This is a genomic window from Paenibacillus whitsoniae (assembly GCF_003955665.1).
GTDB classification, from domain to species: Bacteria; Bacillota; Bacilli; order Paenibacillales; family NBRC-103111; genus Paenibacillus_E; species Paenibacillus_E whitsoniae.
The window spans coordinates 63,441-77,678 of sequence record NZ_RXHU01000094.1; the positions used below are offsets into that span (position 1 = coordinate 63,441).

Genomic DNA, 14,238 nt, shown 5'->3' on the forward strand with positions numbered 1-14,238 from the left:
TAGGAGTGACCACTGTATGAAAGGAAAAAGAATTTCAGAGCTGGCCAAGGATCGCGCTTTTTTACTCGTGTTGATTGTGCCGGCGATTGCGATGCTGCTCTTTACGATTGGCATTCCGATTGTGAAGTCCATTTATATGAGCTTCTTTAAAGTATCGCTGCTCAGCATGAAGAACCAGCCCTGGAACGATTTTGCCAACTATAAAGAAATTTTGCAGGATGGGGAATTTTTCTCCGCGCTGCGCGTCACCTTAACGTATGTTGTTTGCATCGTCTCTGTCCAATTTGTGCTGGGCATGTCGCTGGCGCTCATTCTTAATAGCTCGATTCGGTTTAAAAAATTTTTCCGTACGCTCATTCTCATTCCGTGGATTGTACCGACGATTGTCTCGGCGCTGCTCTGGATGTGGCTGTTCCAGCCGCAATACGGCTTGATTAACTATGTGCTGCAGCAGCTCCACATCATCGGCAAGCCGCAGGAATGGTTAACCAATATGGATCTCGCACTGCCGGCGGTTATCGTGACCGCGCTTTGGCGCCAATTGCCGTTCATGAGCACGATGCTGCTCGCAGGCATGCAGGGCATCTCTGAAGACATGTACGAAGCGGCGCGGATTGACGGTGCGAATCGCAGGCAGATTCTGCTGAACATCACACTGCCTCTGCTGAAAAACAACATCAAGACGATCACGTTGATCTCCATCATCGAGAATTTCAAAATGTTCCCGCTTTTCTGGATCATGACGGGTGGCGGTCCGCTGAACAAGACGACCACGCTTGCCATCTACAGCTATAAAGCGGCATTCGTGCAGATGAATTTGGGCAAAGGTGCGGCGATCGGTGCACTGTGGCTCATAATTATGGTGATCATTTCCGGTCTCTACAACAAGCTGTTCGCACTAGGTGAAGATGCGCCGGCATCAGGAAAGGGGAAGAAGCATGCAAAAATCCGCGCTGTCAAACAAAAGCAAGCTGCCTAATCTCGGGCAGTACGCCTTGCTGCTCCTTTTCGTTCTGTTCCTCATCTTCCCGCTGTATTGGATGTTTGTCACGTCGTTTAAAGACAATTCCGTACTCTTCAACATTCCGCCGGAGTGGGTGCCGAAGAAGCCTGTTCTGAGCCACTATGCGAAGCTGTTTGCGGACAATTATTTTGTGATTTATTACCGCAACAGTCTGTTCGTGAGTTTGTGCACGACATTGATCACCCTGCTGATCGCGATGTTTGCAGGCTACGGGTTCTCCCGGTTTCATTTTAAATTTAAAAATGCCCTGATGTTCGCGATCTTATCCACGCAGATGCTGCCGGTCGTTTCCTTGCTCATCGCGCTGTACGCGATGTACAAATCGTACGGCTTGCTCAATACACACGCCGGTCTGGTCATCGCCTTGACGACGGCTTCGCTGCCGTTCTCGATCTGGATGATCAAGGTGTTCTTCGACAACATCCCGCATTCGCTCGAAGAAGCAGCCAAAATCGACGGCTGCAGCCGGTTCGGCATTTTGTTCCGCATCATTTTTCCGCTGTCGAAGCCAGGGATTTTCTCCGTCGGCATCTACACGTTCATCCTGTCGTGGGACGATTTGCTTTATTCGCTTACGCTTATCAACAAAGACAACTTACGTACGCTGAATCCGGGCATCTCGATCCGGTACATGGGCGAGGTTGCCTATGACTGGGCGAACATTATGACGGTGTGCGTGACGGCGACGATTCCGATCGTGATTTTATTTCTGTTTTTCCAAAAGTATATGGTGGCCGGCCTGACCGCTGGAGCCGTGAAAGAATAAGCTTAACCGAGAGGACCCGTGATTGGGCATATAGAAAGAGGCCGACCGGCATGTTGCCGGTAGGCCTCTTTTGCGTGCGCATAGTCCCATTAAAAATGGCTGTACGGCATTTTCGGAATCAACATAGAGCCGACGAAGTACAGAATGATCACGGTGCCGAAGCTGCTCAGCGCCGCGAGAACCACGAGCAGACGAATGAGGGTTGCATTCACGCCCAGCCATTCGGCAATACCGCCGCAAAGACCTGTTACTTTTGCATCCGCTGTCGATCTAAATAGTTTGTTCATATTTAAACATCTCCTCTTAGGATTGAAAGTGTGGTAACGATTTGTTTCATTTGCTTATGATCCTATTGTAGCGTTCGGACAGCCCTTTGAAAACGGACCTGCGGCGGTTTATGAGGCCCGCCTTAAGTCGGGGAATGGTTCCGACCTCCTAATTTCGTTAGCGTTGTGTGAAGGAAAATCATGTTTTCCTAAAAATTAAAACGGATTTTCCCAAACAAATCCTGGTTACGATAAGTGGACAACGAGGGGGGATTTTTATGAATCTTATTGCTTACTATCGTCAGCAATTTATTGAATTGTCAGATCAGTTTGAACCGCACTGGAAGGAAGAGCGAGACTATCAATTCGGTTTTCGCTGGACGTCCACCGCGCATTCGACGTATAGAGAATTTTTTCAATTGACCCAGTTTCCGCAAGAGCCGATATATTTGATTTACGCGATCTTACTGCCCGAGTCGTTCAAACACACGAATATCGGCGACGCGGTTAAAAGCCTCTCATCACCTTACGAGATGTCGATCTATTATGTTAGGGACAAGCTGCTTCTGACTGCTTGCATCTCCACCGAACGACTGCAGCAGACTTCGCTCGGTTTTTTGAATCAAGCTAGAGGAGAAATCATTGATGTTGTATTTTCTGCCATTCATATGTAGGCGTTCATGCATAATTTGGGTGATTCTGGAGAAAGCTACGACCAAAAAGGAAGCCCAAGATATGGCACTGACAGAGTGGATCAGCGAAAGGCTGCAGCAACGTCCCGACATCATTGCCCAGCGGATCGAGCAGGGGCAGTTTGTGTGCACTATTTTTTATTTGCTGGATGCAATCGATTTGGAGATGCTGCAAACCCATGTGCTTCGCCCGATGATGCGCTCCTTCTCAGGGAACGTCGAGCAGCTGCTGGCGAGTATTTACCAAACGCGCACTTTTTTTCCGACAACCTATTTCATCAAGCACACCCCGGAAGAATCGCTCGACGGCTTGCTGTGCGGCCATGCGCTGCTGTGCATCTCGGGACAAACGGCAGGCATTCTGTTCCCTTTTGCAGCACCGGCTAAAAGGGATATCAGCGTCTCCGAAAATGAGAAAACGATACGCGGCCCCAAGGAAAGTTTCGTTGAGGATATTTGGACCAACCTTTCCCTGATTCGGCAGCGAATCAAAAGCGAGAATTTGGTCATTGAGCAATTTATTATCGGCAGCGAGTCGCATACGATTGTCATGCTTCTCTATATGAAGGGACATGATAACGGCGAGCTCGTCAATACGTTCCGGGCCAAGCTGCAAAGCATTCAGGCGGTGCGTGTTCCAGGCAGCAGCTTTATCGAGGAGGTATTGGATGACCGTCTTTCCTCGCCTTTTCCCAAAATGCTCAATACGGAACGACCCGATGTGGTCACTTCCTCACTGTTTGAGGGGCGCGTCGCCATTCTGACGGACGGCACGCCGAACAATCTTATTGCGCCGGCTACGCTGCTGGCGTTCGTGCAATCGCCGGAGGACTACTATCAGCGGTATTTTTTTAGCAGCTGGATACGGATCCTCCGGTATTTCTTCTTCGGCGTCAGTCTTATTTTGCCCTCGGCGTACGTTGCGATCACGACATATCATCCGGAGATGCTGCCGTACAACATGCTGATCTCCTTGGCGGCGAGCCGGGATATCGTGCCGTTTCCCGCTATTTTGGAAGCCTTGATGATGGAGATCGCCTTCGAAGTTATGCGGGAAGCGGGACAACGCATTCCGACGACGATGGGGCAGACGATTTCCATCGTCGGGGCTATCGTTATCGGCGACGCCGCGGTGCAAGCCGGGATCGTGAGTGCGCCCATGGTCATCATCGTGGCACTGACAGGTATCTCCTCGTTCGTGGTACCGCACTTTTCAATGACGCTGACGATTCGTTTCCTTCGGTTTGCGCTGTTGATGATTTCCGCGATGTTCGGGCTGCTCGGCCTCTTGATCGGCGTTTTCTTGATTTACATCCATTTATTGTCATTGGATTCATTCGGTACGCCATATTTGTCTCCGCTAATTCCTTACAAATCGGAAGACATGAAGGATGCGGTTGGCCGGTTTCCGTGGACGTTCTGGCTGCGCAAGAAATAAGGGCAAGAGGTGGTGGAATCGGCAATGCTGCGACATGTTATACGGCTTATTCTCAAGATCAGTCTTCTCGCTGCTCTCTTGGCAAGCTTAACCGGCTGTTGGTCCAAACAGGAATTAAATGACCGCACATTCGTCTCAGCCATGCTTGTCGATTTGAATGAAAATGGCCAGACGGAAGTATCAACGTTGTTCATGCTGCCGAATCGGATCTCCACCGGCCTGAACTCGAATGTCCCAAATACGAAGCCGTTCGTGTTGATTACAGGATCCGGGGCAGATGTTGCAGAAGCGCTTCAGCACATTCAACAGGATCTGCCTCGTACGGTCACTTGGGGGCAAATTCAAGTGGTTATCATCGGCGATCGATTTGCTAGAAAAGGGCTGAAGCCGCTCTTTGATCACTTGATCCGGGCAACGGACTTCAGGCTGCCGATCTACGTGTTCTATTTCAATGGCATGGCGAAAAATCTAGCAAAGCTCGAGACCATCTTCGAACGGTTTCCTACGGAAGTGTGGCGCGAAGCTGCCCATATGAAGCAAGTTCCGCCCATTCGCATTCGCGAATTGCTATACAGTGTATGGAATAATTTCGGGGATTCCTACATTCCCGAACTGAGCATGAGAGATATGAAGCTGCTTTCCGAAGGGAAGACGGTTAAGTGGTCAGGCGTTGGCGGCGCTGCCATTATGAAGGACAGTAAAGTTATCGACCGCTTCACCAACGAGGAGATGCCCGGGCTGCTGCTACTTAAAAATCGGGTTCCTGAGATGTTGATCACGGGACAGCTTCCGGGCAACGATGGGGTTTACAGCGCCAGACTCGAGGATACGAGGCCTAACGTCTATGCCATTCGCGAAGGAAGCAATGTGAAGCTGCACGTGACGATCGAAGGCAGCGCCGATCTGGTTGCGATTGAATCCAACATGAATCTGACCACGAGCGCGAATATCAAGAAGCTGGAAGCGGTAATTAACCGGCGCATTGAACAGTTGGTTCGCGGGGCGGCGGACAAAGCCAAATCCGAGCAGGTGGATACGTTTCAGTGGAGTGAGAAAATTAAATACAAATATCCGCAGCTTTGGCAGGAATGGTCGGATAATCCCAGGGAGCAAATGTTTGCGCATATGAAGCTTGAGTTTGACATTAAAGTCACCCTTCGGGGCACAGGTGTAAGCCGAACGGCCACCATGTAAGAGGAGCTGAGGAGCATGCTGTTGCTTATCATTGGCTATGCAGTTATTGTTAGTTATCAGCTTGTACTCATGAAGCGACACAGCGTGGAAGCGAAAGAAAGAAAAGTGGCGTTCTCCGTCACTAGTGTATCTTTTCTGCTAGGTATGCTTTGCATTGTGAGGCCGAATTGGGTGAATCCGGACAAAGCCATTCGGTTCTTCTTTGAACCGCTGCAGCACTTTATGATGGGCAGTTAATGCACGGGAGGGCCTCAAGAATGAATAACCAAGGAACAATTACGGGCATGCAGCTTGGCGGGCTTATCTTTGTATTCGTGTTCTCGACAACGATCGCTTTCCTGCTCTCGCCGCTGGCGGGAGTAGCCTCTTTTGATGGGAGCATGTGCATGCTGCTGGCTGCGATTGCTGGAACGGCGCTCACAACACTTGGGATGCGCTTTGCGATGAGATTGCCTACTCAGTATGTGGGGATTTATGGCGGAACGCTCCTTCCCAGATGCGTGCATAAAGCCGTGCTGATGTTCGTAGCTATTTTTTATCTCCATTTAAGTGCGTTCATTTTGCGAGAGTTTACCGACTTTTTTATGCCCATCTATTTGCGAGAGACGCCCCCCGTCGCGGTGGCCATTTTGGTCATGCTGCCCATCGTCGCGCTTACCCAATCTGGTGTATCCACCGTATTTCGATTTGCCCAGGGGTGCTTTCTGGTGATTGGCGGATTGTTTATGTTCAAGCCGTTGTTTTTTATGAATACGATGGATTCGCCCATGTGGTACGAATTTACTCGAATTCACGATTGGAAGATCATCTGGCAGCAGACGTATGCGCTCATTCCCTGGTACGGCGAGTTAATCATGTTCGCTTATATGGCGCCACAGTTCAATCCAGACCGGAACATCCGAAAAATCATTTGGCTTGGCTCCATGGCTGGGACATATATCCTGATCATGGAGTTTCTCATGATGATGTTTTTCTTCGGGCCCAAGCTTTCCGCGGTGTTGGTCTACCCTGCGTTAGAGCTGACGGGATTCATGCATCTGGGAGATTTCTTGCATAATATCGATGCATTGATTGTATCCATCTGGTTCACCGGATTTTTTATTAAACTTGCGATCATTTTCAATTTCGGCACTTTAATCTTCTCGCAGGCCTTATCGCTGCGCCAACATAGAACAGTTACCTTCCCGCTAGCGGCTGCGGTCATTTCCATCTCACTGATTCTTGCCAAAAATCCGATCGAACTATCTGAGGATTTTAACAGCTCATGGGCGAGCTACGCGCTGTGTACGGAAGTGCTGTTCTTCCTATATCCGCTTGCAGCTTGGGTCAGAGGTAAGAAAGGACGCTCCGCGGCACTTGCAGCCGATATGAGCGCAGAGCCGCAGCAGCCGTAAGCCGCCCCCTTCCTTCTATTGTTCAATTTCCTAACATACATTTAGGTAAGGGAATTGAAAAGGAGAGGGGGCGACACGTACAATGGGACCGATCACATTGAAGGAAGAGCATCTCTTTTGGCTTGAGGTGCTGGATGACCATGCGCATTTTTTAAGAGATTTTTTATCTCCTTCGGAGACGAAATGGTGGCAGGAGGCGGAAAAATTTTTCCCATTGTTTCGGGAGGCGATTCGGCACGCCGAAGGGCTTCAACCGCTGGAGGGGGCGGAATCGCCGAATATGCAGGTGTTTGCCCAAAGTGTGTACCCGTTGGCGGATGCCTACTGTCGGCTGGAAGGCCATATGCAGCATTTACGGATCTGGAATAAAGTTAATTTGAACCTAACGCCCTCCTATTTCAACGGCACGATCAACGAGAACAAGGAGTATCTGCGGCAGCTCTCGTACTGGGTCCGAGGCGTTCCAGCCGTGTCGCTCACGCTGACCGAATTGTTGGATATGTGGCTGGAGGACCAGCTAGGCCATGCCGTCCTGCTGCATGGACTGCTTGACCCGGTAGAGCAAAAGCTGGGGGCGGAAACCGATCGATTTGCCGCACAGTTCTCCTCTTACATGGTAAAAAACCGTGCAATGACAGGCTATTTGCGGTTTACGCCGCCGGGTTTTCCGGCCGAGATACATTTTGCCAGGGAAGTGCTTGAAACCGTCAAAGCCTTTTACGCGTTCGTGGGGCGCATCGTTATTGAATACGAGAACACCGAGCTGCTTTCGAAGGCGACGCTGCGCTTTCTCGATCATCATTTTCCGGAATCCTGCTATTTCATGCGTAAGTTAGCCGAATTCGTGCCGGATGCCCATACCCTGGAGCATTGCTCCATTCGAAGGCGGCATGGCAGCCCTTCATCAACTTGAAATGACTCCGCGCGCGCAGCGCGGATTATTTGCGTTCTGGCGTAGCCTTATGGATAAAACCGTACCTTGCGGCACATAGTAGATGAAGCGAGTCCATCTTCAACAAGAAAGGGAGGAAGCCGACATGCCGAACAGTCAGTCTCAGCAAAATCCAATGACATCCGATCGCAATGTGCTGACCGACAAGGAACTTTCTTATGTGAAAGATTTTTTGTCCTGGGAGCTGCTTGCCATGAAGAAATGCAATGATACCGCGAACCGGTGCACGGATCCGCAGATTCAAGCGTTGATCAAGCAAACCGGCCAGCAGCATCTGAACCACTACAATTCGCTGCTTCAATTGCTGCAATAGCAGTGAGAAGCACTTACTTATAGGAGGGATATAGGGATGAGTCTTGAGCTCGCAATGCCTCAGACGGGCCAGCTTCCGCAGGTCAAGGGACCGGAGCTGAACGATCGCGATTTTCTGAATGAGATTTTGACACATGAAAAGTATTTGTCGTCAGGCTACAATACAGGTCTGCTGGAAATGCAAAATCCAAAGCTGCACGAAACGGTGCAATCGATTTTGAGCAACACGCATAACACGCAGTATCAGATCTTTAACGAAATGTTTCAAAAGGGCTGGTACAAAATGAAAGTCGCCGATCAGCAGGAAATTCAGCAGGCGAAAACGCAGTTCACCAATTATCAAACGCAATTTCCGACATTCCATTGATACCGAGAACAAGCAGAGACCGGGTGCGCAAGTGCCGCAGGGGCTGCTTGTTCTTTTTTTTCAGAAATGAAGGTCCTTTGATTATGACCTGAGATAAAGATTATCAGTGCCTGAGAGGAGTTGATTTTACAAGCAAAAGTTAATTTATGTAAAAATGATTATTGCCGCACTTGGGAAAGACTGGATATAGTCGGAGTGGGCGTTGGCGATAAATCATAATCTCTGCGAGCCGGGAGAAAGAAGGCATTGGAGGTGAACAGAGAAAGCGGCTTGTTTAATGAATGACAACTATAAGGAGGCAGGCTGATTCATGAAGAAGCTTAGATTGGCACATCATCATACTATTGCGGCACTGGCGACATCTTCTTTACTTGCGGGTATGCTCCTCATTCCATCCGTATTTGCGGCGAATGTATTCAGCGATAACTTTGACGATGGGGATGCAGCGGGATGGACAACCCAGAACGGCACTTGGGCTGTCGGGCAAGACGGCGGCAACTATGTGTATCGGCAGACCAGTTCAAACGAGGGACGCGCGTCTGCGGGCAGCAGCGCCTGGACGAATTACTCGGTTGAGGCGAACGTAAAGATTGATAACTGGAACGGCACGAATCGCGCCTACGTTGCAGGCCGTTATCAGGACGGCAATAACTTCTATGCTGCTTCGCTGTACAACAGCGGCGGAGGCAAGCTTGAAATCAGGAAAAAAGTAAGCGGTTCCACGACAACTCTCGCAACCTTGAGCTATCCGCTTGCGGCGGGAACCTGGTACAGCGTGAAGCTGGAACTGAACGGCTCCACGTTAAATATGTATGTGAACGGCACCCTGCAGCTTACGGCTACGGATACAAGCCTGACGTCCGGCGGGATCGGTCTGGTGGGGTATAAGGCGGCTGTCAGCTTCGATCAAGTCGTGGTGTCGGACGGCTCGGGCGGGACGACTACCCCTGCGCCTACGACCAGCACGACGCCGTCCCCAACACCATCTACGTCGCCTAGCCCGTCGCCCTCAAGTACACCAACGCCGCCGCCAAGCACAAGCGCGGTCTATGCTTCGCCGAGCGGCACCGACAGTAACCCGGGCACGCTTGCCAGCCCGACCAGCCTAACGGCAGCGCTCAGCAAAGTTGCACCTGGCGGCGTGATTTATCTGCGCGGCGGCGCCTACAGCTACAGCAGCCAAATCACGATCGATCGCACCAACAACGGCACGGCGGGAGCGCTCAAGACCATCATGCCCTATGGCTCCGAAAAGCCCGTGCTGGACTTCTCATCACAATCGTACAACATGTCCGATGTGTCCTTGAATAACCGCGGGTTGCAAGTGGACGGCAGCTACTGGCGTATCCAAGGGCTCGAAGTGAAAGGCGCAGCCGACAACGGCGTATATGTCTCCGGCAGCAATAATGTGCTGGATAATCTGGACGTTCACCACAATCGCGATACCGGCGTGCAGCTCGGCCGTTACGCATCGACGGCAGCGAACAGCGAGTGGCCGGCGAACAATACGATTAAGAACACCTATTCGCACGATAACTACGACCCGGATAACGGAGAAGATGCGGACGGTTTCGCCGCGAAGCTGACGGTCGGGCAAGGCAACGTGTTCGACGGCTGCATTTCGGCCTACAACACAGATGACGGCTGGGATCTTTATACCAAATCGGAAACAGGGCCGATCGGTGCAGTTACGATTAAGAACAGCGTAGCGCACCATAACGGGCAGACGTCCGACGGCAATTCGACAAGCAACAGCGACGGCAACGGCTACAAGTTAGGCGGCGAAAAAATTGCCGTGAACCATGTTGTCATCAACTCTGTCGCCTATTCGAACAAAAAGCACGGCTTTACCTATAACAGCAATCCGGGATCGATTGCTCTGACGAACAACACATCCTTCAACAACGGACAGAGCAATTTTGCCTTTGACGCAGGTACGCATGTGTTCACGAACAACCTGTCCTACAAGGGCTCATCCAGCGATAAAACAAGCGGCACGGACGTGTCCAGCACCAACGTATGGTGGAAGAATAACAAGAGCACGAACGACAAGGGCCTTCTCGCCACCGATGCGGACTTTGTCAGCCTGACCCCTACGTTGACGCGCAACGCCGACGGTTCGCCGAATCTGGGCAATTTCCTGAAGCTGGCTGCCGGCAGCGACTTGCTTGGGGCCGGCACGCCGAGCGGCACAGACATCGGTCACAACTAACCTTTGCAATAAAGCGCAGCGCTGTCCCTTGTGGACGGCGCTGCGCTTTAACGTGCAGCCGCATCTTAAAAAACTGCACTTCCACATGCAATAGCTGCACTCCAAAAAAAGCGGTTGCAAGCTTATAATAGGAGAAACAGGCGGCGTTTCTGTTAAAATAACCATATCCCGACGCATGGAACGAGGCTGCAGCATGAAATCCAACCCTTTTCGGCTTCACAAAAGCATTTTCGCCAAATTTACGCTCTCCTTCATTACGGTGGGGCTTATTCCGCTGCTCATTCTGAGCTATATTTCACTGCGCACGTTCAGCGGCTTCATGGAGCGGTATGCGACGAACAACTACGAGCAAATGCTGCTGTTTGCGAGCCGCAATGTGGACGATATGTTCGTGAAATACAACAACATTTCCAAGCTGATGTATTCTTATGGGGTCAGCGGCCAGTACGGCCAGCTTGGACAAGCGATCGCCGCGCAAACGCGGGACAAGGATCTCCGCCTGACGATGACGATCAACGACTTTTTGCAGACGGTGCTGTATACGGACCGCGATTTGCAAAGCGTTTTCTTCGTCCTGCCGGACGGAGCGTTTCAAACGATGACGAAAAATAACGTAGCCCTCGATTACCGGTATCAATTTCCGCGCTTCGAATGGCGGCAGCAAACGCAGCTTAACCGCAGCGGGCTTTCCTTTTTCCCGACACATAAACAGGACTACTACCTCGGGGAAACGGAGCCGGTGATGACCTTTGCCCGTAACTTAACGGATGTGCTCGGTGCCTCGAAGGTCGAGGGCGATTTGGTCGGCACCTTTTATATGGACGTGGGGCTGGGTGCTTTTCATGATATTTTCAAGCAGATGGTGCTGAACAAACGGGATACGGTCTATGTCGTGGACGAGCACGGCAGTATCCTGTACAGCAATCAGCCCGACCTCATCGGTACGATTTATCAGGAGAAGGCATCGGAAGATATTTTGCATCTCCAGCAGGAAGCGCCTGAGAATCATTTGCAAGTCATCGGCGAATTTTATAAAAAAGAGCTGTTCTTCAAAATCGATCAGTTAATCCAGACCATTACACTGGTTATCGGTCTGTGCATCGTGTCGTTGATCGCGGTGGCGATCTGGTTTTCCAATCGGTTCTCGATTCCGATCCGCAGCATTACGCGGGAAATGGCGAAGGTTGAATCCGGCAATTTCGAAACGAAAGTGACCGTGCAGTCAGCGGACGAATTGGGCCTGTTGTCGCACGGTTTCAATAAAATGGTGGGACGGCTCAAGGAATACATCGACGTTGTCTACGTCGCACGGATCAAGCAGAAGCAGGCGGAGCTGAATGCACTGAAGAGCCAGATTCGTCCGCATTATTTGTACAATACGCTGGAGGTTATTCGCATGAGCGCGGTCGCGGAGGATGCGAACGAGGTCGGCGATATGATTTTGTCCCTTTCCCATCAGCTTAAGTATGTGCTGGACTATGGGGAAGAGACGGTGACGGTGCGTGCGGAGAAGGCGAATGTCGAGCAGTACTTTCAGTTGATGGTCATTCGCTACGGCGAGCATCGGCTCGGCCTCGATTTCCGCTTCGACAGCGAGGTGCTGGACTGTGCGATTCCGAAGCTGAGCTTGCAGCCGATGGTAGAAAACGCGATTTACCACGGCATTATGCCGAAGCAGGGCAAAGGCACCGTTCGCATTACCATTGAGAAATTTGCTGACCATCTGCTCAGCCTTACGGTCGATGATGACGGAGTAGGCATGAACGAGGAGAAGCTGACAGCGGTCAGACAGAAGCTGGCCGACAGCAGTTCGCTGGACACGGGCAGCAGCATTGGGTTGATTAATGTTCATGAGCGTGTACAGGCGCTGTATGGGGCAAACTTTGGGGTCGAAATCAATAGTTCCGAGAACATCGGGACGACGGTCCGGCTTGTCATTCCGTTAACGAAAGAGGTGAGCGCACGTGAGAAGCGTCATTCTGGCTGACGATGAACCGATTATTATAAAAGGATTAAAGAAGCTGATTCCGTGGCAGGAGCTCGGCATTGAGATCGTGGGCGAAGCCATGACGGGCCGAAGCTTGATGGAGCAAATCGACGAGAAGCAGCCCGATTTGGTCGTAACCGACATTTCGATGCCGGACGGCACAGGGATCGACGTGATCAAGGAGGTGCAGCGCAGGCAGCTGCGGACGAAAATTGTTTTCATATCGGCCTATCAGGAGTTCTCCTACGCGAAGGATGCGCTTGCGTTTGGCGCTGTCGATTATTTGGTGAAGCCGATTGAGAAGAGCCTGCTGCTGGATGCGGTGCATAAAGCTCTGACCCAATTGCAAGAAGCGCACGAAGATGAATCATCCAAGGGCAAGTTGGCGGTCTATGAGCAGAAGGATAAAAAGACGCAGCTCGAGGAGCTGTTCGATCGGCTTACCCAGGGAGAGATTCGGCGGGAGGAAGCGCTGCGGAAGCTAACGGCGTTGGAGACGCCATTGACGGCGCCATATTTCTCCGTGTTGTATCTGGAGCTGGAGCATCTGCAGCAGCAGGACGGCCGTTGGGGCGAACATGAGCGACGGCTGCTCGTGTTCGCCGTGTCCAATTTGGCGGACGAGCTGATTCAGCCGTTTGGCGTTGGCCTCGTACTGCGTAAGGCCGAGAATTTGTGCGTGATCGTGAACCATGAGGGCGCCGGCGACGATTTGCTGCGGCTGGCGCGGGAAATGCGAGATAAGATTTTATTTTACCTGAAAATCCATGTGACCATTTGCATCGGCAAAACGGTGTCCGACCTTCAGGAGCTTCGGCAGTCGTATAAGTCGGCGGTTGACGCTGCGGGCGCATCGTATTTCCTCGAGGCCGGGTCTGTGCTGTCTTGGTCGCAGAACGAGCCGGCTGCCGGCTCGGAAGAAGCGTTGGCGGAAGCCCGGCAAGCGGTCATTCAAGCGGTCGTGGCCAAGGATAAAGAGCTGCTGCAGGAGCGCTGCGGCCGCTTGTTCGCGCAGATGGCGCAGAGCAGCCGCGGGATCAAGGAGACGGCGGTGTTGAACGGCTACTCGCTTTTAACCGAACTGCTCGAGGAGCTGACGGCGATCGGCGTGCCGCTCCAGGTAACGTTGGAGCAGCGGAACGATTGGCTGCAGCGGATGCATCAGTTTTACCGCTTCACGGATCTGGCCGATTTTATTTCTGCGCGGATTATGGACATTCTGGAAGGGATCGGCGCCTCCGGCGGCAGCCGTGAAGCGCAGCAGCTGCGCATGATCAAGGAGTATATCGAGGAGCACTACAGCGAGAACATTACACTTGAAAGCATAGCGGCCCAAGTGTTTATGAATCCGTATTATTTCAGCTCCTTCTTCAAGAAGCATACGCAGGAAAATTTCAAGCAGTATGTCACGAACGTGCGCATGAAAAACGCCGTGCGGCTGCTGCTGCAAACCGATCTGCTCGTGTACGAGATTGCGGAGCAGGTCGGCTACCATAATCCTCGGCAGTTCAGCGATATGTTTAAAAAATGTTACGGCAAGCTGCCGCAGGAGTACAAGAGCCAACTGAAGGGAGGCTCTGCGCCGTGAGGGCCGAGGGGCTGTCGGCGTCAGCAGCGGGCAAAGTTACAAAAAA

Annotated in this window: 14 protein-coding genes and 1 pseudogene; 14 read left to right on the forward strand and 1 reads right to left on the reverse strand. The window is 51.6% G+C overall.

Annotation, left to right across the window (positions count from 1 at the left end; all coding sequences use genetic code 11):
* Positions 1-16 precede the first annotated feature (16 nt).
* Positions 17-979, forward strand: coding sequence for a carbohydrate ABC transporter permease (locus EJQ19_RS26975; protein WP_126144329.1), 963 nt, complete (start codon positions 17-19; stop codon positions 977-979).
* Positions 939-1,790, forward strand: coding sequence for a carbohydrate ABC transporter permease (locus EJQ19_RS26980; protein WP_126144330.1), 852 nt, complete (start codon positions 939-941; stop codon positions 1,788-1,790). The genes EJQ19_RS26975 and EJQ19_RS26980 overlap by 41 nt, the downstream gene beginning before the upstream one ends.
* Positions 1,791-1,879: 89 nt before the next feature.
* On the opposite strand, the gene EJQ19_RS26985 is transcribed toward EJQ19_RS26980, so the two are convergent.
* Positions 1,880-2,077, reverse strand: a complete 198-nt coding sequence (locus EJQ19_RS26985; RefSeq protein ID WP_126144331.1) for a PspC domain-containing protein — start codon at positions 2,075-2,077, stop codon at positions 1,880-1,882.
* Between the two features lie 257 nt (positions 2,078-2,334).
* On the opposite strand from EJQ19_RS26985, the gene EJQ19_RS26990 reads away from it, so the two are divergent.
* The 12 genes and pseudogenes from EJQ19_RS26990 to EJQ19_RS27040 all read left to right on the forward strand — a co-directional run bounded on the left by EJQ19_RS26990 (position 2,335) and on the right by EJQ19_RS27040 (position 14,192).
* Positions 2,335-2,730 (forward strand): hypothetical protein, encoded by a 396-nt coding sequence (locus EJQ19_RS26990; protein ID WP_126144332.1) that lies wholly within the window; start codon positions 2,335-2,337, stop codon positions 2,728-2,730.
* Between the two features lie 61 nt (positions 2,731-2,791).
* On the forward strand, positions 2,792-4,186 hold the full coding sequence (locus EJQ19_RS26995) for a spore germination protein (protein ID WP_164716737.1): 1,395 nt from the start codon (positions 2,792-2,794) through the stop codon (positions 4,184-4,186).
* 24 nt (positions 4,187-4,210) lie between these two features.
* A complete protein-coding gene (locus tag EJQ19_RS27000) occupies positions 4,211-5,380 on the forward strand; it encodes a Ger(x)C family spore germination protein (RefSeq protein ID WP_126144334.1) in 1,170 nt (389 codons plus the stop codon).
* A 15-nt stretch (positions 5,381-5,395) separates the two neighbouring features.
* On the forward strand, positions 5,396-5,617 hold the full coding sequence (locus EJQ19_RS27005) for a hypothetical protein (RefSeq protein WP_126144335.1): 222 nt from the start codon (positions 5,396-5,398) through the stop codon (positions 5,615-5,617).
* A 20-nt stretch (positions 5,618-5,637) separates the two neighbouring features.
* Positions 5,638-6,774, forward strand: a complete 1,137-nt coding sequence (locus EJQ19_RS27010; protein WP_164716738.1) for a GerAB/ArcD/ProY family transporter — start codon at positions 5,638-5,640, stop codon at positions 6,772-6,774.
* An 82-nt stretch (positions 6,775-6,856) separates the two neighbouring features.
* On the forward strand, positions 6,857-7,687 hold the full coding sequence (locus EJQ19_RS27015) for a DUF2935 domain-containing protein (protein ID WP_126144337.1): 831 nt from the start codon (positions 6,857-6,859) through the stop codon (positions 7,685-7,687).
* 124 nt (positions 7,688-7,811) lie between these two features.
* Positions 7,812-8,039 carry a hypothetical protein gene (locus EJQ19_RS27020; RefSeq protein WP_126144338.1) on the forward strand — a complete coding sequence of 76 codons (228 nt, stop codon included), beginning with the start codon at positions 7,812-7,814 and terminating at the stop codon, positions 8,037-8,039.
* A gap of 36 nt (positions 8,040-8,075) precedes the next feature.
* On the forward strand, positions 8,076-8,405 hold the full coding sequence (locus EJQ19_RS27025) for a spore coat protein (protein WP_126144339.1): 330 nt from the start codon (positions 8,076-8,078) through the stop codon (positions 8,403-8,405).
* 379 nt (positions 8,406-8,784) lie between these two features.
* Positions 8,785-9,309: pseudogene (locus EJQ19_RS32265) on the forward strand (LamG-like jellyroll fold domain-containing protein); the annotation flags it as partial.
* A gap of 9 nt (positions 9,310-9,318) precedes the next feature.
* Positions 9,319-10,617 carry a right-handed parallel beta-helix repeat-containing protein gene (locus tag EJQ19_RS32270; RefSeq protein WP_241243103.1) on the forward strand — a complete coding sequence of 433 codons (1,299 nt, stop codon included), beginning with the start codon at positions 9,319-9,321 and terminating at the stop codon, positions 10,615-10,617.
* A gap of 193 nt (positions 10,618-10,810) precedes the next feature.
* Complete coding sequence (locus EJQ19_RS27035; protein WP_126144341.1) at positions 10,811-12,604, forward strand: sensor histidine kinase; 1,794 nt, start codon at positions 10,811-10,813, stop codon at positions 12,602-12,604.
* Positions 12,582-14,192: a response regulator gene (locus EJQ19_RS27040; protein ID WP_126144342.1), complete on the forward strand. Its 1,611-nt coding sequence runs from the start codon at positions 12,582-12,584 to the stop codon at positions 14,190-14,192. The genes EJQ19_RS27035 and EJQ19_RS27040 overlap by 23 nt, the downstream gene beginning before the upstream one ends.
* Positions 14,193-14,238: the final 46 nt, after the last annotated feature.

Bases quoted from the DNA above. Each gene is read 5' to 3' on its own strand.
- EJQ19_RS26975 (WP_126144329.1), top strand. From the start codon at position 17: ATGAAAGGAAAAAGAATTTCAGAGCTGGCCAAGGATCGCGCTTTTTTA.
- EJQ19_RS26980 (WP_126144330.1), top strand. From the start codon at position 939: ATGCAAAAATCCGCGCTGTCAAACAAAAGCAAGCTGCCTAATCTCGGG.
- EJQ19_RS26985 (WP_126144331.1), bottom strand. From the start codon at position 2,077: ATGAACAAACTATTTAGATCGACAGCGGATGCAAAAGTAACAGGTCTT.
- EJQ19_RS26990 (WP_126144332.1), top strand. From the start codon at position 2,335: ATGAATCTTATTGCTTACTATCGTCAGCAATTTATTGAATTGTCAGAT.
- EJQ19_RS26995 (WP_164716737.1), top strand. From the start codon at position 2,792: ATGGCACTGACAGAGTGGATCAGCGAAAGGCTGCAGCAACGTCCCGAC.
- EJQ19_RS27000 (WP_126144334.1), top strand. From the start codon at position 4,211: ATGCTGCGACATGTTATACGGCTTATTCTCAAGATCAGTCTTCTCGCT.
- EJQ19_RS27005 (WP_126144335.1), top strand. From the start codon at position 5,396: ATGCTGTTGCTTATCATTGGCTATGCAGTTATTGTTAGTTATCAGCTT.
- EJQ19_RS27010 (WP_164716738.1), top strand. From the start codon at position 5,638: ATGAATAACCAAGGAACAATTACGGGCATGCAGCTTGGCGGGCTTATC.
- EJQ19_RS27015 (WP_126144337.1), top strand. From the start codon at position 6,857: ATGGGACCGATCACATTGAAGGAAGAGCATCTCTTTTGGCTTGAGGTG.
- EJQ19_RS27020 (WP_126144338.1), top strand. From the start codon at position 7,812: ATGCCGAACAGTCAGTCTCAGCAAAATCCAATGACATCCGATCGCAAT.
- EJQ19_RS27025 (WP_126144339.1), top strand. From the start codon at position 8,076: ATGAGTCTTGAGCTCGCAATGCCTCAGACGGGCCAGCTTCCGCAGGTC.
- EJQ19_RS27035 (WP_126144341.1), top strand. From the start codon at position 10,811: ATGAAATCCAACCCTTTTCGGCTTCACAAAAGCATTTTCGCCAAATTT.